This is a genomic window from Mastigocladopsis repens PCC 10914 (assembly GCF_000315565.1).
In the GTDB taxonomy this organism is placed as follows: Bacteria; Cyanobacteriota; Cyanobacteriia; order Cyanobacteriales; family Nostocaceae; genus Mastigocladopsis; species Mastigocladopsis repens.
In genome coordinates, this window is sequence record NZ_JH992901.1 from 1 (window position 1) to 21,248 (window position 21,248).

At 46.2% G+C, this 21,248-nt stretch carries 19 protein-coding genes; 7 read left to right on the top strand and 12 right to left on the bottom strand.

Going from position 1 to position 21,248, the window contains the following annotated elements; translation table 11 throughout:
• The coding region (locus tag MAS10914_RS36570; protein ID WP_033364888.1) for a WD40 repeat domain-containing protein at positions 1 to 909 on the top strand (909 nt) is incomplete at its 5' end.
• 546 nt (positions 910 to 1,455) lie between these two features.
• Here MAS10914_RS36570 and MAS10914_RS0102070 read toward each other — a convergent pair.
• The 5 genes from MAS10914_RS0102070 to MAS10914_RS0102090 form a co-directional block, all read right to left on the bottom strand.
• The gene (locus tag MAS10914_RS0102070) at positions 1,456 to 2,958 is read right to left on the bottom strand and encodes a carotenoid oxygenase family protein (RefSeq protein ID WP_017314235.1); all 1,503 of its coding nucleotides are present in this window, start codon (positions 2,956 to 2,958) and stop codon (positions 1,456 to 1,458) included.
• Between the two features lie 240 nt (positions 2,959 to 3,198).
• The gene (locus MAS10914_RS0102075; protein ID WP_017314236.1) at positions 3,199 to 4,635 is read right to left on the bottom strand and encodes a folate/biopterin family MFS transporter; all 1,437 of its coding nucleotides are present in this window, start codon (positions 4,633 to 4,635) and stop codon (positions 3,199 to 3,201) included.
• An 89-nt stretch (positions 4,636 to 4,724) separates the two neighbouring features.
• Positions 4,725 to 5,909, bottom strand: a complete 1,185-nt coding sequence (locus tag MAS10914_RS0102080) for a beta-ketoacyl-ACP synthase (RefSeq protein WP_017314237.1) — start codon at positions 5,907 to 5,909, stop codon at positions 4,725 to 4,727.
• 92 nt (positions 5,910 to 6,001) lie between these two features.
• The gene (locus tag MAS10914_RS0102085) at positions 6,002 to 6,820 is read right to left on the bottom strand and encodes a peptidylprolyl isomerase (RefSeq protein ID WP_017314238.1); all 819 of its coding nucleotides are present in this window, start codon (positions 6,818 to 6,820) and stop codon (positions 6,002 to 6,004) included.
• Positions 6,821 to 6,928: 108 nt separating this feature from the next.
• Positions 6,929 to 7,522, bottom strand: a complete 594-nt coding sequence (locus MAS10914_RS0102090; protein ID WP_017314239.1) for a photosystem I assembly protein Ycf4 — start codon at positions 7,520 to 7,522, stop codon at positions 6,929 to 6,931.
• Positions 7,523 to 8,028: 506 nt separating this feature from the next.
• Between MAS10914_RS0102090 and psbD the strand changes: the two genes are divergently transcribed.
• The 3 genes from psbD (at position 8,029) to MAS10914_RS0102105 (ending at position 11,046) form a co-directional block, all read left to right on the top strand.
• Positions 8,029 to 9,087: a photosystem II D2 protein (photosystem q(a) protein) gene (psbD, locus tag MAS10914_RS0102095; protein ID WP_017314240.1), complete on the top strand. Its 1,059-nt coding sequence runs from the start codon at positions 8,029 to 8,031 to the stop codon at positions 9,085 to 9,087.
• Positions 9,071 to 10,456: a photosystem II reaction center protein CP43 gene (gene psbC / locus MAS10914_RS0102100; RefSeq protein WP_017314241.1), complete on the top strand. Its 1,386-nt coding sequence runs from the start codon at positions 9,071 to 9,073 to the stop codon at positions 10,454 to 10,456. The genes psbD and psbC overlap by 17 nt, the downstream gene beginning before the upstream one ends.
• A gap of 272 nt (positions 10,457 to 10,728) precedes the next feature.
• Positions 10,729 to 11,046, top strand: a complete 318-nt coding sequence (locus MAS10914_RS0102105; RefSeq protein ID WP_017314242.1) for a hypothetical protein — start codon at positions 10,729 to 10,731, stop codon at positions 11,044 to 11,046.
• Positions 11,047 to 11,147: 101 nt separating this feature from the next.
• On the opposite strand, the gene MAS10914_RS0102110 is transcribed toward MAS10914_RS0102105, so the two are convergent.
• Positions 11,148 to 11,522 (bottom strand): hypothetical protein, encoded by a 375-nt coding sequence (locus tag MAS10914_RS0102110; protein ID WP_017314243.1) that lies wholly within the window; start codon positions 11,520 to 11,522, stop codon positions 11,148 to 11,150.
• A gap of 215 nt (positions 11,523 to 11,737) precedes the next feature.
• Between MAS10914_RS0102110 and MAS10914_RS0102115 the strand changes: the two genes are divergently transcribed.
• On the top strand, positions 11,738 to 12,268 hold the full coding sequence (locus MAS10914_RS0102115) for an orange carotenoid protein N-terminal domain-containing protein (protein ID WP_017314244.1): 531 nt from the start codon (positions 11,738 to 11,740) through the stop codon (positions 12,266 to 12,268).
• 176 nt (positions 12,269 to 12,444) lie between these two features.
• On the opposite strand, the gene MAS10914_RS32485 is transcribed toward MAS10914_RS0102115, so the two are convergent.
• Positions 12,445 to 12,621: a helix-turn-helix domain-containing protein gene (locus tag MAS10914_RS32485; RefSeq protein WP_232224088.1), complete on the bottom strand. Its 177-nt coding sequence runs from the start codon at positions 12,619 to 12,621 to the stop codon at positions 12,445 to 12,447.
• Here MAS10914_RS32485 and MAS10914_RS29390 point away from each other — a divergent pair.
• Complete coding sequence (locus tag MAS10914_RS29390) at positions 12,539 to 13,192, top strand: sulfurtransferase (protein ID WP_084786435.1); 654 nt, start codon at positions 12,539 to 12,541, stop codon at positions 13,190 to 13,192. The genes MAS10914_RS32485 and MAS10914_RS29390 overlap by 83 nt on opposite strands.
• Positions 13,193 to 13,326: 134 nt before the next feature.
• The gene (locus MAS10914_RS0102125) at positions 13,327 to 14,028 is read left to right on the top strand and encodes a class I SAM-dependent methyltransferase (RefSeq protein WP_017314246.1); all 702 of its coding nucleotides are present in this window, start codon (positions 13,327 to 13,329) and stop codon (positions 14,026 to 14,028) included.
• Positions 14,029 to 14,142: 114 nt separating this feature from the next.
• Here the strand turns inward: MAS10914_RS0102125 and MAS10914_RS0102130 are convergent, their stop codons facing one another.
• The 5 genes from MAS10914_RS0102130 to MAS10914_RS0102150 form a co-directional block, all read right to left on the bottom strand.
• Positions 14,143 to 14,907, bottom strand: coding sequence for an ABC transporter ATP-binding protein (locus MAS10914_RS0102130; protein WP_017314247.1), 765 nt, complete (start codon positions 14,905 to 14,907; stop codon positions 14,143 to 14,145).
• 165 nt (positions 14,908 to 15,072) lie between these two features.
• Complete coding sequence (locus MAS10914_RS0102135) at positions 15,073 to 16,293, bottom strand: ABC transporter permease (protein ID WP_017314248.1); 1,221 nt, start codon at positions 16,291 to 16,293, stop codon at positions 15,073 to 15,075.
• Entirely contained in the window at positions 16,290 to 17,762 is a 1,473-nt protein-coding gene (locus tag MAS10914_RS0102140; protein ID WP_017314249.1) for an efflux RND transporter periplasmic adaptor subunit, read from the bottom strand. The genes MAS10914_RS0102135 and MAS10914_RS0102140 overlap by 4 nt, the downstream gene beginning before the upstream one ends.
• A 511-nt stretch (positions 17,763 to 18,273) precedes the next feature.
• The gene (locus MAS10914_RS0102145) at positions 18,274 to 19,545 is read right to left on the bottom strand and encodes an ABC transporter permease (protein ID WP_026082281.1); all 1,272 of its coding nucleotides are present in this window, start codon (positions 19,543 to 19,545) and stop codon (positions 18,274 to 18,276) included.
• Between the two features lie 16 nt (positions 19,546 to 19,561).
• Positions 19,562 to 21,181, bottom strand: coding sequence for an efflux RND transporter periplasmic adaptor subunit (locus tag MAS10914_RS0102150; protein ID WP_033365505.1), 1,620 nt, complete (start codon positions 21,179 to 21,181; stop codon positions 19,562 to 19,564).
• Positions 21,182 to 21,248: the final 67 nt, after the last annotated feature.

The window sequence follows — 21,248 nt, forward strand, 5'->3', positions numbered from 1 at the left end:
AGTCCCGGCGGCAAGACAATTGCTTCGGCAAGTGCGGACAACACGGTACGGTTGTGGAACCTGCAAGGGCAATTGCTCAAAACCTTGAATGGTCATAGTGATGCGGTCTTGGGCGTCAGTTTCAGTCCCGGCGGCAAGACAATTGCTTCGGCAAGTGCGGACAACACGGTACGGTTGTGGAACCTGCAAGGGCAATTGCTCAAAACCTTGAATGGTCATAGCGATCGGGTCTATGGCGTAGCTTTCAGCCCCGACGGCAAGACAATTGCTTCCGCTAGTCATGACAAGACGGTACGGTTGTGGAACTTGCAAGGGCAATTGCTCAAAACTTTGAGTGGTCATAGCGATGCGGTCTTGGGCGTCAGTTTTAGTCCCGACGGCAAGACAATTGCTTCCGCAAGTTGGGACAAGACGGTACGGTTGTGGAATCAGCAAGGGCAATTGCTCAAAACCTTGAGTGGTCATAGCGATGGGCTCAGGGGCGTCAGTTTCAGTCCCGACGGCAAGACAATTGCTTCCGCAAGTTGGGACAAGACGGTACGGTTGTGGAACCTGCAAGGGCAATTGCTCAAAACCTTGAGTGGTCATCGCGAGGCGGTCTTGGGCGTCAGTTTCAGTCCCGACGGCAAGACACTTGCTTCCGCCGGTAGGTTCCGGGACATCAAGCTGTGGAATATGCAAGGGCAATTGCTCACAACCTTGAATGGTCATAGCGATGGGGTCTTGGGCGTCAGTTTCAGCCCCGACGACAAGACACTTGCTTCGGCAAGTTGGGACAACACGGTGATTTTGTGGAATTTGAATCTCGACGATTTACTGGTGCGCGGCTGCAATTGGGCGCGTGATTATTTGCAGACGAACCGGAATGTGAGTGAGAGTGATAGAAGTTTGTGCGATGGTGTTAAATGACTCGGCGTTGAGTGTTAGATTCTCGGTGTCGAGTGTTAGATACTCGTCGTTGAGTGTTAGATACTCGTCGTTGAGTGTTGGATACTCGTCGTTGAGTGTTAGATACTCGGCGTTGAGTGGTGGATACTCGTCGTTGAGTGTTAGATACTCGTCGTTGAGTGTTAGATACTCGGCGTTGAGTGTTGGATACTCGTCGTCGAGTGTTAGATACTCGTCGTTGAGTGTTGGATACTCGGCGTTGAGTCTCAGAACCTCGTGGTTGAGTAACGCACTCTAGCAGATAAAAACCCTGGCGACTGGAAGTCGCGGCTACACAAACAAAACCCGCCTGCGCGGGTTAGAAATTCATGATTTTTAGTCTGCGGAGGCAGACTTAGTTTGTGTAGGCAAGCCAGTGCGTTGCGCGGGTTCCCCGCGTTGTAGCACCTGGCGCGCGGTTTCTAACCGCCAGCTTCAGAGTTTTGCCAGTATTTGTTTAGGCACGGTTTCTAACCGCCAGTCTCAGAGTTTTATCAGTAGGCTAACATTTGGTAGGCGATCGCTACCTTAATCCATTGGGACAAAAACCTCAGAAGCAAAATTCCCATGCAAACCATAAGGAATATGATGCTTCAGATGCAACCTAGCAATAGGTCCTTTATTCAAATCTCTCGCATCCAATATCACCACATCTGAGCGATGGGACTCGGAGTCATAAACCAAAGCTACCACCCAGCCATCATCTTCTCTTTCAGAGTTTGGACGCGGGACAAAAATCGGTTCACTTGCAAAACCAGGCGGTGCAGCACTCCAAAGTTGTCGTTTGCCTGATTCTAAATCAAGTTTCAAAAATGCTTGCAATGGAGCGTTACCAGTCTCTGCGTGAGCAGCACCCATGTATAAATAACGATAGGGGCGTCCAACCTTTTGCGAATGCATGGTAGGAAACTCACAACACCGACTTTCTATCAACTCCCGCGACACTGTTTTGTCTTTCAAATTAATATCAAATCGCCACAGTTGTCCGGGTTGAAGAGCATCAAAATCCACTTCTCGGAAATCACTTTCTGGTTCCACTTCTGGTAAAGATTCGTAGCAAATTGAGTCGATGACAATCTCATCCCCAACTTCCAAAGCATTGGCGTGATGGAAGACAAAACCAGAGTGAGTTTCGAGAATTTTTACTTCGCGTTGTTCGGGATTGCGAGAAATAATAACAATGCGAGTGGGTTGATGTGGCTGAAACTTCACACATTCACCTGCACCACGCATTCCTAACACAAAAGGTATGGGATTGAAGGTAACAGGATTTTGAAAGAAAATGCAGTAATTGGGGGTAATAGCAAAATCGTGGATAAAGGCAAATCCAGGCACTTTATGAGCGTGCTTGCGTACAACTTCCCCCTCAGTGTTTAGCTCAAAAATTGTAATTGTGGTGGAGAGTCCTGGCTTAATCGAAAAGTTGACAAGGCAAGGCGCACCCCCATCTTGAGCACAACTGGGGTCAAAGCGGGGATGTGCAGCAAAAGCTTCTCCTTCTGACAACACACCTTGGAAATGTTCTTTACCCAAAGTTTCCAAAGTTTGGGGATCGAGACGATGGGGATCTGCGGCTTCCCAAAGTGCAAGCAGCTTATCACCCCAATAAATCACGTTGGTATTGGCAATATTTTTGAGTTTAAAGTCGAAGGCATTTGCTAACCAACCGCCAGGTTTTTGAGTCCCAAAAACACCACGATAAAGAATTTTCCCGGCTTTTTGTTCTTCCAAATAAGCTTCTGTGCGGACAAAACGGTTGCGGAAATGAGCGCGACCATTTGAGAAAGTGATGCGGCTAATCATGCCATCTCCATCGAATGGGTGATGAATATGATGCCCATTTATATCTAACAAACCAGGTCCATTTCTAAACAGAGTCCCGTGCAGTTCTGGCGGAATTTGTCCTTCTACATCATCAATCCAATAATCAAACTCTTCTGTGAGAGATTCATATCCTTTCTGCCAATCTCCACGAATGTATGATTTTTCTGGAACTGTTGAGGCTCGTTCGTAAAGTTGAAAACTCTGCATACCAATTCTGAACTTATATTAAATCTAAATATTAAATTTTGGATTCATTCTTGGCATCTACTAGTAGTTAGTTGAATGTTTGACAACTAACTACTAACTAGTAACCAGTCCCTGACTCAATACAGTTCAGATAAGACAGTTTGGGGGTGTAATAGCCAAGTTAGAGAGGTTGCAGTGCAACCTCTCTACACGGATTAAATGATCACAAATAAGTCTTAACTCAACCGTATTAATTCCTGACTAATCGACTGGTTCAGACTTTGGTTCTCGCACGATCAACTTAGAGATGAATTCAGGTAAAAATGGTTGTTCCCCACTGTTGGTTGAAGTTGGTGATAACGTTGGTGTCTCGTTTTGAGAATCAGCAGCAGGAAGCCAGTTAATGAATGGCAACGGTAGCAGCGTGCTGAGGTTAGTGATAATCACCAACACCCATAAGGCATTAAAGTTAGTTTCGGTAATGCCCAACCAATGCATCAATCCTGCGCCCAATTCGTAGGATACTAGTCCAGCTAAGTTTGTTACCGACATCAACAGGGCGAATAATGTTGCTTCCACTCCTGGTGGACAAAGCCTCGCTGCTAAAACCAACACTGGCATATAAGCAATTTGCCCCATCACGGTCAAAATGAGGCTATCGCCTAGACTGAACCAGCGGTCATCTATACCCAATGAACGGTTAGCATGAGTGACCAACAGCAGCATCGTCATTCCCAGTACTGTTGAGAGGACGGTACTCCACGCAAAAATGACGCGAAAGGGGACAGTTTTGAGAAAGCGTTGAAAAATCCAAATGCCAACGAGGGAAGCTATACTCGTCACCAAGCGCACCCGTCCCAAAAATTCTGGTTCAAAGTGCAGTTCATTGGTTGTGAAGAAGAAAAAAGCAGATTCAGCAGTTGGTGTCGCTTGCCAGAGGAAGAGAAATGCTGTCGGTAACCAAATTGCTTTTTGAGTAATGGCTTTGCGGAGTTGTTGTAGTTGATGCGTGATTGACTGGAAATTTGAATCATCACCCTCGCTGGCGTTTTTGTTTACGGGCGACTCAGCTATAAACCAAGCGACTGCGGAGACTATAAGCGGAAAGGAGGCGGTAATCCAAAAGACAGTGCGGGTAGTAAAATGCTCTAAGAGCATACCGCTAAAGTAGGCTGTTATCAACCCGCCTAAGGCTGAAGTGCTCCAACTGAGGGATTGAAGAGAACCTGCTTGGGCTTGTGACTCGGCTCTTGCCCTTTCGACAACCAGTGAGTCAACAATCACATCACTAACGGCGACAGAGAGGGAACCAAGGGCGATCGCCAGTGTAGCGGCTATGGGTGTGTGAACTATTGTTGCAAGACTCACCCAAGAAATTGCTCCCAGTATCCCAGATAAAACTAGGTAAGGACGCCGTCGGTAGCCGAATATGGGCAAGCCATCGGAGATAAAACCAAACAGTGGCTTGATGATCCAAGGTAGGGCAACTATGCCGAATAAAGCTGAAACTTGAGCTGGAGTGAGCAAAAGTTCATCTTTGAGGAAAAAGCTGACGGCAAGACGCGCCAAGCCTAAAATACCTTGAACAAAGTAAACGGTAAGAATTGCGAGTAACTCGCTTGTAGGTTCGTTACCGAAAAAAATCTTTTCTTTTACTGAGTCTTTGACCTTGGACAAGCCAGAGGAGGAAACCAGCATTGATAAATAATTTTTAAGATTTATCTACTTTTACATATCATATCTATTTTCTCAGAGTCGGAGTGTAGGAAGTGTGAACAATAATTGCCTCAACCCTCGTTAGCCAAGGCTATGACTGCATTCTGCCCTCCAAATCCAAAACTAAAACACAGCACGCGCTGAATTTGACTTTGACGCGCCTTCCTCACCAAATCCAAATCAAATTCTGGGTGAGTTAGCCCAACACTTGGCGGTAAGATTTGATTCTTTAATGCCATCAGTGAAAAAGCGATACCCAAGGCTCCTGATGCTCCTAGTGTGTGACCTGTAGCGCCTTTAGTGGAACTGACTGCCACGCTTTTGGAAAATAACCGTTGTATCACTTGGCTCTCACTACGGTCATTCAGGAGAGTGGCTGTGCCGTGAGCATGAATGTAATCAATTTCATTTGGACTGATATGACTTCGGTCAAGACATTGTTTCACTGCGGCGATCGCACCCCTTCCCTCTGGTTCTGGCGTATTTGCATGATATGCGTCTGCTGTCAATCCAAAACCAAGAATTTGACCATAAACCCTTGCCTGACGCTGCTGTGCCAACTCCTCTGATTCTAGAACAAAGACTGCTGCACCTTCTCCTAAAACCAAGCCTTCCCGACGCACATCAAAGGGATAAGCTCCTGTTTTCGCCAAGGCTCCCATTTGCTGGAAACCTGTAAGGGTAAGGGGTGTAATTGGTGCTTCCACTGCACCAGCAATGACCCTTTGACATTGCCCAGTTTGGATTAAATCAGCCGCTTGAGCGATCGCCCAAATTCCAGTCGCACAAGCCGCCATTGGTGCCAAAACTATGCCACAAGTCCCTATTTGCCGTGCAACTGCGATCGCATTCATATGAGGCAAAGTTTCCAACCAACCCTCTAAAGAGGGGGGGAGAGGGAGAGAGGGACAAAGGGGGAATATTGAAGGCATTTCCCCTACTCCCCTGTTCATCCTCCGCACCATCTCCTCCCACAATCCCTGATGGCTGCGACTCGAACCAATCACAACCCCACAATCTGGCAAAGGTGGAAGCAATCCTGCATCTTTCAAAGCAGATGTAACAACCAGATGAGTCAGCACTCTCATCTGTGCTGGTTGTTTCCCAATCATTCCTAAAGGACGTGGTTCCAGTTCTGGAAATGGTTGATGCCATTTTATTCCAGATTGACCTGCTATTAACTGTTGCCAGCTATCCTCTAGGTTTTTCCCCAAAGCGGAAACTAGACCAATACCAGTGACAACAACTGCGACCAATTTCGTAATCTAGGGAGTTAGTAATTTGGGAAAGTTGAGGAATATAGGGAGGATGCGGCATTTATCTCCCTCATCTCCCTTATATCTACTTTTTACTGTCCGGTGGTTTTCAAATTTTCTGCACCTTGAGTGACTTTCGCCGACTCAATGCGATCGCCTTGCTGAATCTTGTCTACAACTGCCATCCCGTCGGTAACATAGCCAAAAACAGCATAGCTACCATCTAGGAAACCCAAATCCGCTAAAGCGAAGTAAAACTGTGAGGAAGCAGAGTCAGGCATTTGCGATCGCGCCATTGCGACTGCACCCAGCTTGTGCTGCAATACAGGCGGCTTATTTACACCAGCCATCTCCAATGTTTTACTGTAAATTGGCTGATCTGAACCTTGTGGCTTAATCTCTAGGGGTACGTAGCGAATTTTTCCAGTTTTTGGATCGCTAAAACTGCCTGTTCCCAAACTACTTACAGGAACTTTCTGGTCTTTACTTTGGGGATCGCCTCCTTGAACGACAAACGGTTGGGGTTGGCGCACGACTCTATGGAAACTCAAGCCATCGTATACACCCTTCTGGACTAAATCGACAAAGTTGCCCGCAGTAATAGGGGCATTAGTACCGTCCACTTCGATGGTAATGGGTGAACCTTTGACGGTCATAACCACCGTTGCCTTGCCTTCGAGTCGTGGTAAATCTTTCATTCCAGGAATACTCTCATTTGTACTTGCAGATACAGAGGTTGTCTCTGTGGTTGCCGTATTAGTGGTTGTCTCGGCGGTTGAGTTAGTGCTTGCTGCGGTAGCAGTGGATGTTGGGGAAGAGTTAGAAACAACTTGCTGTGTTGAACATCCCCCCAATATCAACGCACCGACAAGGATGAGAGCTACTAAAAATTGGGGAATTTTTAACCGCATTACTAGTTACAAACTCAATCAGTGTATCTTAGCTTCGTTATGCGATTTTAGGTTTTCGATTTTAGATTTTTGATGCACCCCTACCTAAAATACAAAAGTCACAATCATTTACAGGCCTTCAAGCGGCACACCCAAAAAGCGTGCTAACTCAGCACCTTGAACTTCTAACTCTTGTAGCGAGAGGGGTTGACCTACCCGAGTTAGGGGAATGTCTCGGCGACCTTTAACGCGCAGGTAAAGTGCGCGACGAGGATTAACCCCTTCTCTGATGTCAACTCGCACACATTGTACATCTTCTGTACGGCTGTCAATCTCAATGCGGCGGTTTTTCCCAGGATATCCCCACCGGAAGATTTTGATTGTGCCACTTTGGCGGTCAAACTCATTGTATCCGCCTCCTACATCCCATAAAACTGTTAGCCACAGGTATAAGGCTAGGAGTAAGCCAGCGCTCCCGTACAAACCCATAACCAATCCTTGGGGGAAGAATAGCAGTTGAGTTGGGTCAGAAACTATAAGTAAATTGATTTTAAGGTAACTAGAAATACCAGCGAGCAAGAAGCCCGTGGCTCCCACAGAAACGACAGTTGCCCACCAGTAGTTACTGAACCGACGAGAACCGAGAACCTTTTGATGTAAGACGCTTGAAGATTTATCGCCATTGGGCGACTCACCTCTGTTAATGGTTGTTGATGCCGTCATTAGAACTACCTTGGTGCGTGAGATATTCTCTTTACAAAGTCTGCCATTGCAGCAGATGTATTGCAAGTTTAGCGAATTGAAATAAGAGCGAGAATGGTACTTAGCCCCGATTCCTGAGAAATTAAGTGGAACAACAGGTCAGTTGACTCAACACTCATAGCCCAGAACTTTAGTTTTTTAAGTTTTATGAGAAAACTTGTGTCAAATTGTAAAAATTCTGATATTGATAATAAGTAATGGGTTCGGGCTTTATACCTGATTTCTTAATGTAAATCAGGCACAAAGCCAGAATAATGTGATAAGTTAAGAATCATTAAGTTTCTGCAAGCTGGATTACCAACTAGTGGAAACTCTTATGACACTGATATGAGAAATGCTGACTTAACGAGACAGCAAGCTCTCATAATATATATATATCAGCAGCATTAGGGCCGCTGTAAGTGTCATAAAAGAAGTTAATCCCTCAAAAAAGTTGCAATTTTAGTAAAAACGAGGATTTTAGTCCGATGACCATCGCAGTTGGACGGGCCCCCAGTAGTAGAGGGTGGTTTGACGTTCTAGACGACTGGTTAAAGCGAGACCGGTTCGTGTTCGTAGGTTGGTCAGGGATACTACTATTCCCCTGCGCCTTTCTAGCACTAGGCGGTTGGCTAACCGGTACCACCTTTGTGACCTCATGGTACACCCACGGGATCGCCTCGTCGTATCTAGAAGGCTGTAACTTCCTAACAGTAGCGGTATCGACGCCAGCGGATGCAATGGGACACTCCCTATTACTGTTGTGGGGACCAGAAGCACAAGGCGACTTCACCAGATGGTGTCAATTAGGAGGATTGTGGGCATTCGTTGCCCTGCACGGAGCCTTTGCTTTGATAGGGTTCATGTTGCGGCAATTTGAAATCGCGCGACTGGTAGGAATTAGACCCTACAACGCTATAGCATTTTCTGCACCAATAGCAGTATTCGTCAGCGTGTTCTTGATGTACCCCTTGGGACAGTCGTCATGGTTCTTTGCACCCAGTTTCGGTGTGGCAGCGATCTTCAGATTCCTGCTGTTCCTGCAAGGATTCCACAACTGGACACTCAACCCCTTCCACATGATGGGAGTTGCAGGTGTACTTGGGGGAGCGCTGCTGTGTGCCATCCACGGTGCAACAGTAGAAAACACCCTGTTTGAAGACGGCGATGCAGCTAACACCTTCCGCGCCTTCAACCCCACCCAAGCCGAAGAAACCTACTCAATGGTGACAGCAAACCGTTTCTGGTCACAGATATTCGGTATTGCCTTCTCCAACAAGCGCTGGTTGCACTTCTTCATGTTGTTTGTACCAGTCACAGGCTTGTGGATGAGCGCGGTTGGGATTGTCGGTTTGGCGCTGAACTTGCGTGCTTACGACTTCGTGTCGCAAGAATTGCGGGCGGCAGAAGATCCAGAGTTTGAAACTTTCTATACCAAAAACATTTTGCTCAACGAAGGCATCCGCGCTTGGATGGCTCCTCAAGATCAGCCTCACGAAAAATTTGTATTCCCAGAAGAGGTACTGCCCCGTGGTAACGCTCTCTAATAGATCTATCGTTGCAGGTGGTCGTGACCAAGAGTCCACTGGTTTTGCTTGGTGGTCTGGTAACGCTCGTCTCATCAACCTCTCCGGTAAACTACTGGGCGCTCACGTTGCCCACTCTGGCTTGATTGTATTCTGGGCTGGAGCAATGACTTTATTTGAAGTCGCTCACTTCATTCCTGAAAAGCCCATGTACGAGCAGGGGTTAATCCTGCTCCCTCACTTGGCAAGCCTTGGTTGGGGCGTTGGTCCTGGTGGTGAAGTTATTGACACCTTCCCCTACTTTGTAGTTGGTGTACTGCACCTGATTTCTTCAGCTGTACTCGGTTTTGGCGGTATCTATCACGCCATCCGTGGTCCAGAAACCTTAGAAGAATACTCCTCCTTCTTTGGTTACGACTGGAAAGACAAGAACAAGATGACCACCATCATCGGGTTCCACCTGATCATCTTGGGATGCGGTGCCCTGCTGTTGGTGCTGAAGGCAATGTTCTTCGGTGGTCTGTATGACACCTGGGCACCAGGCGGTGGTGATGTTCGCGTCATTACTAACCCGACACTGAACCCAGCTGTCATCTTCGGTTACTTGCTGAAGTCTCCCTTCGGTGGCGAAGGTTGGATTGTCAGCGTCGATAACCTCGAAGATGTCGTTGGCGGTCACATTTGGGTTGCCTTGATCTGTATTGCAGGCGGGATTTTCCACATCCTTACCAAGCCTTTCGGTTGGGCACGTCGCGCTTTCATCTGGTCTGGTGAGGCTTACCTCTCCTACAGCATAGGCGCTGTGTCCCTGATGGCATTCATCGCTTCCTGCATGGTTTGGTACAACAACACCGTTTATCCCAGCGAATTTTACGGTCCTACTGGTCCAGAAGCATCTCAAGCTCAAGCTTTAACCTTCTTGATCCGTGACCAACGCTTGGGTGCTAACGTCGGTTCTGCTCAAGGTCCAACTGGTCTAGGTAAATACCTGATGCGCTCTCCCACTGGTGAAATCATCTTCGGTGGTGAAACCATGCGCTTCTGGGATTTCCGTGGTCCTTGGTTAGAGCCTCTGCGCGGTCCTAACGGTCTTGACCTGGATAAAATCAAGAACGATATTCAGCCCTGGCAAGCTCGTCGCGCTGCTGAGTACATGACTCACGCTCCTCTGGGTTCTCTCAACTCCGTAGGTGGCGTGGCTACCGAGATTAACTCCTTCAACTACGTGTCTCCGCGTGCGTGGTTGGCAACTTCTCACTTTGTATTAGGCTTCTTCTTCCTGATTGGTCACCTGTGGCACGCTGGTCGCGCCCGTGCTGCTGCTGGTGGTTTCGAGAAAGGTATCAACCGCGAGACTGAGCCAGTGTTGTTCATGAAAGAACTCGACTAGGCTTCTAAGTTACTTTCATCACTGACAATCAAATAGCTCAAAAGCTCCTGTGTCAAAGCAGGAGTTTTTTTCTATGCTTTTGATATGGCAGAACTAGGAAAATTACCGCATATGATTAGTCAATAAATCAAAAGTTATACAAGTATATCTACTTCTGTAGGATGAGGATTTTAGTGTTCATATTAAGAAAAATGAAACTTGGTATGAGAGTATTTTTCAATACTAACGTTCCAAGTTATTCAGGAAAAAACACGTAGCATAGGAAGATAGTTATGGCTGACGCAAAGCAAACTGCTAATCTCGATGCCACCATCTCTGCCTTACAAGGAGATATTACTTCTATACCTGCCGAGCAAGTCATTGCTGTTATCGATAGTTGGCAACAACAGCTCGAAGGAAATGATATTGCAGAAGACCTGGGTGAACTCAAACAGGCACTCAACAGTGGTGACAAAGCATCAATATCTAGGATTCTGGCTGATTTGGGCGAGGACACAAAGGGTGCAGCTGCTGATGCAACAGGTGATGTTGCTACTAAGGTGAAGAAACTTGGAGATCTACTCCTTAAAGCAGGCAATGCTATCAAGTAGTTTTTGATAATTCTCTAGCACAGACCATAAAATTACTAAAAGCTCAACATAAAATAGGTTGAGCTTTTTTTAAATTGATTCTTTATTAAATACAGACAAATTTACTTTTTCGGTTGACCCTTTTCCTTAGCTTTTTCTAACAAATCGTCAGTGACGTTAGTTCCACCTTGATTTCTGGAACCACCAACTTCCTTTGCCATGTCAATGTAATCATTGGGATTACCAGTTGGCTTAGCTTCTGTGTTCGTCTGTTGAGGTTCGCGCACTTCTTGCTTAGGTGCAGTTGCCTTTTCGGCTGCTTTTTCGCCTTCACCAGTACGGTCAATTTCACTGACGCTGAGCTGTTGTGCAGCTTGATAATCTGCTTCCATATCAACGCTTGGCGCTTTTTCTTCACCACTAGCTATGTTTTCAGCAGCTAGTTGTGCATCGTGAGTAGGAGCTTGTGATGGATTTGGTTGTATTTCATCAGGCATTATTATTTTCTCCAAGAATTTCTCTATCAATGCCGTATTTTAACAAAGTAAACTCTTCCATACTTGGCATCTGTAGATAGATTTTTACCTCTATTAAAAGGCGGATAAAAGGCTATTTGGCAAATTTTTAAAACTCTTTCTCTTGGGGGTCGATACCGATTCCGAAACTCTGGTACGCCTAAGTTTGACTTGTTAAATAGATCTGGAGATAAAATATGACAGCAAATTACGATAAAAATGTTCCTCAAGCTTTAAGCAGTGAAACTCAAAATGTGGTAGAAGCATTTAACCGCTTAGATACCGATGCCAAACTCGCTTGGTTCTACTTTGTGTATGAGAAAATGGGTGAGTCAATAACTCCCGCTGCTCCCTCTGCGGCAGAACCGGAACTCGCACCAATACTCTTGAGCGACTATTATAAATTATCTCATGAGCAACAATTGGCAATTATGCGGCAAATTGTCAACCGCGAGGATTCAGAATATTCTCGTGCTTATGGCGCAATCAAAGAAAATAACCAGCTATTCGTCTGGTATGCTTGGGCACAAAACATGGGTGATAAAGTCGTTGACATACCAGAAAACTACAAAGCAACTGACGCGGTTAACAATCTGCTTTCCCAAATAGAAGGAATGGATTTTGAAGAGCAAATGTCTGTGTTCCGGACAATTGTTGGTGATATGGGCTACAGCGATGTCAAGCCAATTGAAACACAAGCAGAGACTGGCAAAACGCCAAGCCTTTAATTAGTAGAGGCTAATGGCTAATAGCTAATAACCATGAGTAGTTAGTTATTAGCCACTCAATGAAAATTATCTCCTCCCAGTCCACATTTTTGAGATCGCGTTTGTAGGTTACCATTACGCTACAGCCTCATACAAATGTTTTAAGAAAGCTGCGTGCAAGTTACGGAACGTAGGCGTTAAACTGTATGCTCCTTGGATGGGGAAAGCCTTGTGTTTGAGAAAAGCCGCCCTACCAATTCAGCACGAGATGAAACTTCAAGCTTTCGGAACATTCGTTTTAAGGCTTGCTTAACAGAATTTTCTGTAATCCAAAGGGCTGCACCAATTTCAGCACTTGTTAGCCCTTGTGCCACCAGTTCGGCAATTTCAATTTCACTTGGTCATAGGGATGTGCGAGTGATGAATGGTGGTCGCAAGAAATGGATTAGCGAAGGACGCCCACTAGTGACCGAAATCCCGACCATCAAGACAACCACCTATACAGCACAGGAACCCGATTCAAACATACGGGCACTGCGGGAGCAGGTGCAAGGAGCTATTGGCAACTTAGACCGCGTTTTGGTTGATGTACGCACACCTCAAGAGTATTGCGGTGAATTGTTCACCATGAAACCACCAGAAGGAACCCAGCGTGCAGGGCACATTCCAGGTGCAGTCCACATTTTTTATGAATTAGCTCTGAACGAAGATGAGACGTTCAAATCAGCTCAAGAACTGTACGCTTTATACAGCAGTAAGGGCATCATTCCTGACAAAGAAGTGATAACCTACTGTGCAATTGGAGCACGCTCCGCCCATACTTGGTTTGTCTTAAAGTATTTACTGGGCTATGAGAATGTACGCAATTATGACGCTTCTTGGAATGAGTGGGGTAGCCTTTCTGACACACCAGTCGAAGCATTTGCTGCAGTAACCAGATGGTGAAAACGACGCAAGTTGATGGGTGTGGTGAATAGACAGACTTTGTCTGTCTAATAACAAGTTAGGCGGCTGCGCGCGGCTTTGCAGCTTGTGTAGTCCTCGACCGTATAAAATATAGGAGCGCGAATTTATTCACAATGAAAGATCAAAAGCCATCTATTGTTTTTGACCAAGAACGTGCTTCTTCCTATGACAAGCGGTTCGCTAAATTGGCTCCTATGCGCGATGCACTTCATTTGTTTATCCGCATTGTGCTTTCTGAACTTCCTGACGATGCACGGATTCTCTGCGTCGGCGTGGGAACCGGCTTGGAATTGATTGACCTCGCCCAAACATTTCCGCAATGGCAATTCACTGCAGTAGAGCCTGCGGCATCGATGCTGGACATCTGTCGCCAGAAAGCCGAAGTTTGTGGTATCATATCACGCTGCACTTTCCACGAAGGTTATCTCGACTCGCTTCCCGCATCGGACTCTTTCCATGCAGCAACCTGCCTTTTGGTTTCTCATTTCTTTATGCAGCAGGAGGAACGGCGCAACTTCTTTCGCCAAATCGCTGCACGTCTTCTCCCTGATGGATACCTGGTGAGTTCTGATTTAGCTTCCGATATGTCTACCGCGTCTTACCAAAGCCTTTTAGCAGTTTGGCTACTGATGCTTAGATATGCTGAAACGCCTGCCGAGGAAATTGAAAAATTTGTCACCTCGTATGGGCGGGATGCCGCCATACTACCGCCGCAGGAAGTTGAATCCATTATTGCATCAAGTGGCTTCGACACGCCTGTATTGTTCTTCCAGACTCTCCTCATTCATGCGTGGTATGCCAAGCGAACTCCCTGAACTAGAAGTTACCAACAGCCGCCTAACAAGTCGCTGGAGGGGGTGTGGTCATAGTGTTTGTCAGTAGTGACACTCATGATCCAAAGGCAAACACCAGAATGCCTCATTAGCAAGCTAAGACATTGCCAAATGACCCACATCAGACGGATTGAGGTGGGAATGTACCACTTCACCGTCACGAAACCACACAATGCGTTGTGTTTGACGAGCAACATCTGGCTCGTGAGTCACCATTACAACAGTGATACCACTAGCATTCAGTTCGCCAAAGATATCCAATACTTCTTGGGTTGTACGTGAGTCCAGTGCGCCTGTCGGTTCATCGGCTAGAAGTAAAACTGGACGATTAACAATAGCACGAGCTATGGCTACCCGTTGCTGCTGTCCTCCAGAAAGTTGAGTTGGTTTATTATTCAGACGATTTTCTAAGCCTACTCGCTTCAGTGCTTGGGTTGCCCTATCGCGACGTTCGCCAGCATTCACACCAGCATATACCATCGGCAGCATCACATTTTCTAACGCTGATAGCTGAGGTAAGAGGTGGAATTGTTGGAACACAAACCCTAGTTTTTTGTTGCGAATTTTTGCTAACTCTGCATCGTCCATTTGGGCGACATCAACGTTATCCAGGTAATAATGCCCTGAACTGGGGCGATCCAAACAACCAATGATATTCATAGCTGTGGATTTACCAGAACCAGATGCTCCCATAATTGAACAGTATTCACCCTGTTCCACAGTTAGGTCAACACCGTTGAGCGCTCGCACTTCAGTTTCACCACTGCCATAAACTTTAGAAATATCTTCTAAGCGAATGATAACTGGTTGATTTACTGGGTTGGGAACACGGGAGTCAGTTATTGATAGAGTGTTTGCCATAGAAATTTTTAACCTAATTTAACTTAACCCACCATCAATGTACTCAGTGGGCAATGCCCACCCTACTTACTTATTCAATTCAAAACCGCAGACATACGCGGATGTACGTATATAATTGTCTGTAATATCCGCGTCCATCTGCGTCCATCTGCGGTTAAAATCCTTTTAAGCACTCCTTAAAGCCACAATTGGGTCGAGTTGGGCAGCACGACGTGCGGGAACAACACCAAAGAATAAACCAATACCGCCAGAAACACTGACTGCCAAGCCAATTGCCACAGGAGAGATCCCCGCTTCTAAGGGAGTCAAAGCTGATACCAGGATAATACCGCCTACACCAATCGCCGTACCAATTAAGCCACCAGCCGCCGAGAGAATAACGGCTTCAATTATGAACTGTGACAGAATATCTTGCTGGGTTGCACCAATGGCTTTACGCAATCCGATTTCTTGGGTGCGTTCGGTGACGGAAACGAGCATAATATTCATGATGCCGATGCCGCCAACAAACAGGGAAATACCTGCTACGGCAGCTAGCATGATTGTCAAAGCACCCGTGATTTGACCAACAGTTTGCAAAGCATCCTTCTGAGTGCGGACAGTAAAATCATCTTCGCTGATAATTTTGTGCCGTAGGCGCAGCAAATTGGTCATTTGAAACTCTGCCGCATCGACACTATTGCTATCGCGAGCAGAAGCAACGATGTAATCTAACACGATACCATAGGGAGAATTCCTTCCCACAAGTCGGTTGGCTGAGGTTGTGATGGGTATCAATGCTGCCTCGTCATAATCAGCCCCTAGGCTTGAACCTTTGCCTTCTAGCACGCCAATAACTTGAAAGCTAGCATTTTTAATCCGTAACTGCTGACCTACGGGGTTACTCGAACCAAATAGTTTTTCTGCCAATTCAGCACCCAACACAGTCACTTGATTGCTGCGCTTGGTGTCTATGTCTGTAAAAAACCGCCCTTTAGCAGTTTCAAAGTCCCGTACTGTCAAGAAGCTCGGAGTCGTGCCAATAATATTGACATCAGTGGTATTTCTGTTACGGTATGTAACCACGTATCTCCCGTTTAACTCAGGAGCCACGCCTGCAACCGTTGGCACTTGAGAGGCGATCGCCTCTGCATCTTCCAGAACCAAATTTTTCGGCAGATCATTGGAGATCCGCTGAGTTTCCTGATTTCCAGGAATGACAAACAGGACGTTTGGTCCTAAGGACTCCAACTGCTTATTGACAAACTTTTGCCCTCCTTCACCAACGCCAATCATGGCAATCACCGAGGCGTTACCGATGACAATACCCAGCATGGTGAGGGCGCTACGTAACTTGTTCGACAGCAGGGTTTTCCCTGCCATTTTCATACTTTCTAGGATGTTCATTTCTTCTGCTGCTCTTGGCGTTGCTGGAGCTTGTAATCTGCGGGCGGGTTAAGAAATATGCGATCGCCTTGTTGCAGTCCCTCTAAAATCTGTGTTTGCTCTTGGACTTGTGCTCCAATTGTGACGGGCCGAAACACGGGTTTATTCTTTTCATTTGGTATCAAAACACCTGTGTTGCCCTTCTCGGTAACAATTGCCACAGTTGGCACGAGTAAGGCATCTTGTACTTTGTCACCTAAAAAGGTCATGTCTACATTCAAACCAGAACGCAGCTTGTCTTGCCCAGTATCAATTGCTACACGCACTTGGAACAATGTCACACCTTCTTCCTTGACTGCTTCAGGAGCAATCAAGCGGATATGACCTTTAAAGACTTGGTCAGGATAGGCATCGGCAACAATCTCTACCTGTTGCCCCTGCTTAATTCTGCCTATATCAGCTTCTGGGACACTAGCCAGAACTTCTAACCCGCGTGCTAGGGCAACAACAGAACTGGAAGTAGCGGACGCACTAGTAGACGCTGACGTTGTCGGTGTGACGTATGCGCCAACGTTGGCGTACTTTTGTGTCACCACACCTGAAAAGGGAGCGCGGATGATCGTATTGTCTAAATTGACTTGCTCCGTCTTTAGCTTGGCTTGGGCAGCAGCAACAGCTGCTCTGCGCTGGGCAATTTCCTCACGACGGGTACCTGCTTCCAACAGCTGCAAAGCAGCTCGTGCTTCTTCTACCGCTGCTTCTTTTTGGGCGATTTCTTCAGAACGAGAGCCAATTTGTTGTAGAGCTAGCTGTTTTTGAGCTTCTTCCAAAGAAGCCTTGGCAGCATCGTCTTCGCTAATGGCTTGGTCAAGTAATTGTTTTTTCTCTGCTCCCTGCTGGTATAAATATTGGTAACGCTTGACCTGTTCGCTGGTGTACTTCGCCTTTGCTTGAGCTGAGTTGACTTGAGCTTGAGCCTGAGCAATTTCTTGAGGACGATTACCTGCTTTCGCCTGAGCTAGCTGCGCTTGGGCTTGTGCTAAACGCGCTTTTTGTTCGGCAATTTCTTGAGGACGACTTCCAGCAAGAGCTTGGTCTAACTGTGCTTGGCTCTGTGCTATGTTTGCACGCTCTTGGGAGATACGTGCTTGAATGTCTGCGCTGTCCATCTTGGCAAGAATTTGCCCTTGTTTTACTTTGTCGCCTTGCTCAACATACAACTCTACTAGAGTGCCAGAGTTTTTCGGGCTAATATTCACATTCTGAACAGGTTGCACCTTACCACTGGCAGAAATTCGCAAAGTGACATCTTTGGCTGCGACGGGGACAGTAAGTGCAGCTATGTCTTGTTTGCTTGTCCCGCGATTGACAACTGTGTAGGTTGTGGCACTACCAACAACCAAGACACCAGCTGCCATCAAACCCATGAGCCAGCGTACTGGATGCTTAACTTTTTTACCAATTACGGGAATTTCTAAGTATGTAGTCATGGATAGCTTGTAATGAAAATTTCTTGACTTGAGTATCTTTTAGTGGGAGAGCGAAACCAAAAAGTTGGAGTTTTTACAACTTTTGGAGTCGCTAGCCATGAATAAAATAGAGTTTTTAATAAACCAACGACTATACAAATGTGTAAAATGTTAGTTGCTTAATTTCCCTTCATATTATTGGTTATTGCTTATTTGTGTCCTCACCTGAATGGGTGACTTTTCCAGTTACTCTAGACACTAGACTTCTTGCGTAAGTTACAAATTTTTGTACAAAAGCAGCAAGGATGAAGGTATGATCGTACCTTCATCCCGAATAACATAATGAGAGTTCATTGGATTTGGTGGCAACTTTGCCAGTACTCAATTAAAGATGAAGAAAATTCATATTATGTCCGGTTAAATAACCTTAAAAATTCGTAGTGAGGACAAGAGTCCTCTTGCTCTTTGAAAGCAAGGACTAAAGTCCTGACGACAAACAAGTTTTATTATGAGTAATTTCCCGAACATGATATCACTCACTGCGTAAAGCAGCAATTGGATCTAATTTTGCTGCGTTCCTTGCTGGAATCACCCCAGCGAGTAGCCCTACCATAAACGAGAGTCCAAAACCGACGATGATTGACACAAAAGAAACGACAAAGGGAAACTTGAACACAGTAGCAGCAGCAGCGGCAATCACAATCCCAGTTCCCATACCAATGCCGCCTCCCATGGTGGATATCACAACCGCTTCCGCTAAAAATTGGTTGAGAATAGCTGAATAAGTTGCTCCTACTGCTTTGCGAATCCCGATTTCTCGCGTTCGCTCCACAACAGAAACCAGCATAATATTGGCAATGCCAATTCCCCCAACTAATAATGAAATCCCAGCAATTGCCACCACCATGATTGTAAATAAACCAACGACATTGGTGAAAGTGCTGACAATATCAGCTTGGTTGGTGATTCTGAAATCATCAGCTTCTGGTGAATAGATATTGTGACGCAGGCGCAAGATATTGCTCACTTGAAACTGAGCCGCTTCTAATTGCTGCTGATTGCTGCCTTTGATCAAAATTCCATTCACGGAAACTCCTGTCAAGGCATTGTTGCCCACAAGTCTGGCAGACATACTGGTCAGAGGGATGAAAACTTGGTCATCTCGATCCCTTGGTCCTTGGGAACCTTTCGGCTCCATCACCCCAATCACTTCGTAAGCCTCCCCCCGAATCCGAATTTTCTTACCTATGGCATCAACTTCCCCTTTAAACAGTGTCCTTTGAACTGTGGGACCCAAAACAGCAACTTGTTTAGCAGTATCCAACTCTTCTTGATTAAAGAATCTCCCCTCTTGAGGGTGGGTATTTCTCGCTTCTGGGTAGTTTAAATCTGTGCCGTAAATTGTTGTTGATGTGTTCTCTGAGCCATAAACGACTTGTGCCGTCTGTTGGAGGTAAGCAGAAACAACCTGAGCAGACGGCGCTTGCTGTGCGATCGCCTGAGCATCCTCCCAAGTTAAGGTGCTAGTAGAACCCAATCCCTGACTAATATTCCCGCTTCTTGCGGCTCCAGCCATGACTTGCAGAACATCCGTACCCAACGCTTGTATCTGTTGCTCGACGCCTTTTTGGACACCCTGACCAACAGAGGTAATAGCAATGACTGAGGAAATCCCGATAATCACACCTAACATAGTCAGTCCGGTGCGTAATTTGTTCCTCCACAGTGCCTCTATCGCCATTGATAAAATTTCCCACACTGACACTGTGCGGTAACTTTTAACCCGCGAAAAATTCTTAGTCATCTTGTTATCTTTAAAACTAGTTTAAGGGGGGAGCACCGCCTGGAGCACCACCACCCGAGGGAGCGCCACCTGGAGTGCCACCTGGAGTGCCACCTGGAGTACTACCCGGAGAACTGCTTCTTCCACCAGGCATACCAGGAAGTATTCCGCCCCGAGGTCTTGATTGCGGTCTAGACCCTGGTGGAAAGCTCAGCAATACCTTTTCGTTTCCCTTCAACCCAGACAGGACTTCAGTTTTGTTATTGACCGTGACACCAATCTTAATAGGAGTGAATACAGGTGGTTTGTTATCAGCTTCTGCTACAAACACTCCTGTCACATTCTGTTGACGCACAACCGCTGCATTAGGCACTACAATTGCATTTTTCAATTGACCGACTTGAAATTCTGCTTCCACGTTCATCCCAGACCGCAGCAGGTTTTGCGAGTCGGAAATAATTGAGACTTTGACTTCAAAACTAGTAACATTTTGCTCTACTGTCGCCTCGGCAGCAATTTGATTCACCCGACCCTCAAAGGTTTTTCCTGGGTAAGCATCTGCCTTAATTACAACTTTTTGACCAAGGTTTATTTTGGCAATATTCGCTTCCGCAACATTTGCCACAACTTGATTTGTAGAAGCTAAGGACAAGATTGAAGAAGAAACGGCAGAGGAAACTGAACTGGCGGAAGTTGTGGGAGTCACAAAAGAGCCAGGGTCAGCGAACTTCTTAGTCACTACACCATCAAAAGGTGCCCGAATGATAGCGTCATTGATTTGAGTTTGGATGCTTTTGAGCGAACCGCGAGCAGAAGTCACTTTGGCACGCTGTGCATTAATATCTTCTTGGCGTGACCCCGCTTTGAGTAGTGCTAGAGCCTGCTGTCTTTGTCTAGCCACAGCCCGTGCTTGCTCAATGTCTTCTTGGCGTGACCCAGCTTTTTGCAATGCTAGAGCTTGCTGTGCTTCTGTCACCTCAGCTTGAGCGCTGTCACGGTCGGCGCGTTTTTGGTTCAAGGTCTGAAGGGAAACAGCCCCATCTTTATAAAGTTCCTGATTGCGGCGAAAATCATCTTCCGCTTTGCTCAAGGAAGCTTGAGCGCTTGTTAAGCGTGCTTGAGCCTGGGCAATATCTTGAGGACGATTTCCTACAATCGCTTTTTGCAGACTCGCTTGAGCTTCATCCAATTGCGCCTGCGATTCAGAAATCTCCTGAGGACGATTCCCTGCTATCGACTTTTGCAAATTAGCCTCAGCTTCTGCCACTTGTCCTTGTGCTTGAATCAGTTCCCCTTGAAGATTTGAGTCATCCATGTAAGCCAGAATCTGACCCTGTTTGACAGTCTCTCCTTCCTTCACCAGCAATCTTTTAAGTTTACCTGAGTTCTTGGGGCTAACGTTAATCGACCTTTCTGGCTTAACAGTTCCATTTGCCGACAGCGTTATCGATAAACTCTGCCTCTCTACAGGATGTGTCAGAACAGAACGTTTTGCTTCCTGAATGGGAACAACGACTAATTGACGATAAACGATATAGCCAACTCCACCCAAAACCGCAAAGATAATGAGAAAAGGCAACCAACGAGTCCAACCCTTTTTCTTTAAATTTACAAATAGATGCCTCGCATCTACAGGATGTGATTTATCAACTGTCATTTTTTCTTTAACTGTCATTTTTTCTTTCCTGTCTAGAAAGAATGGCTACCAAAAAGTTCTACTCTCA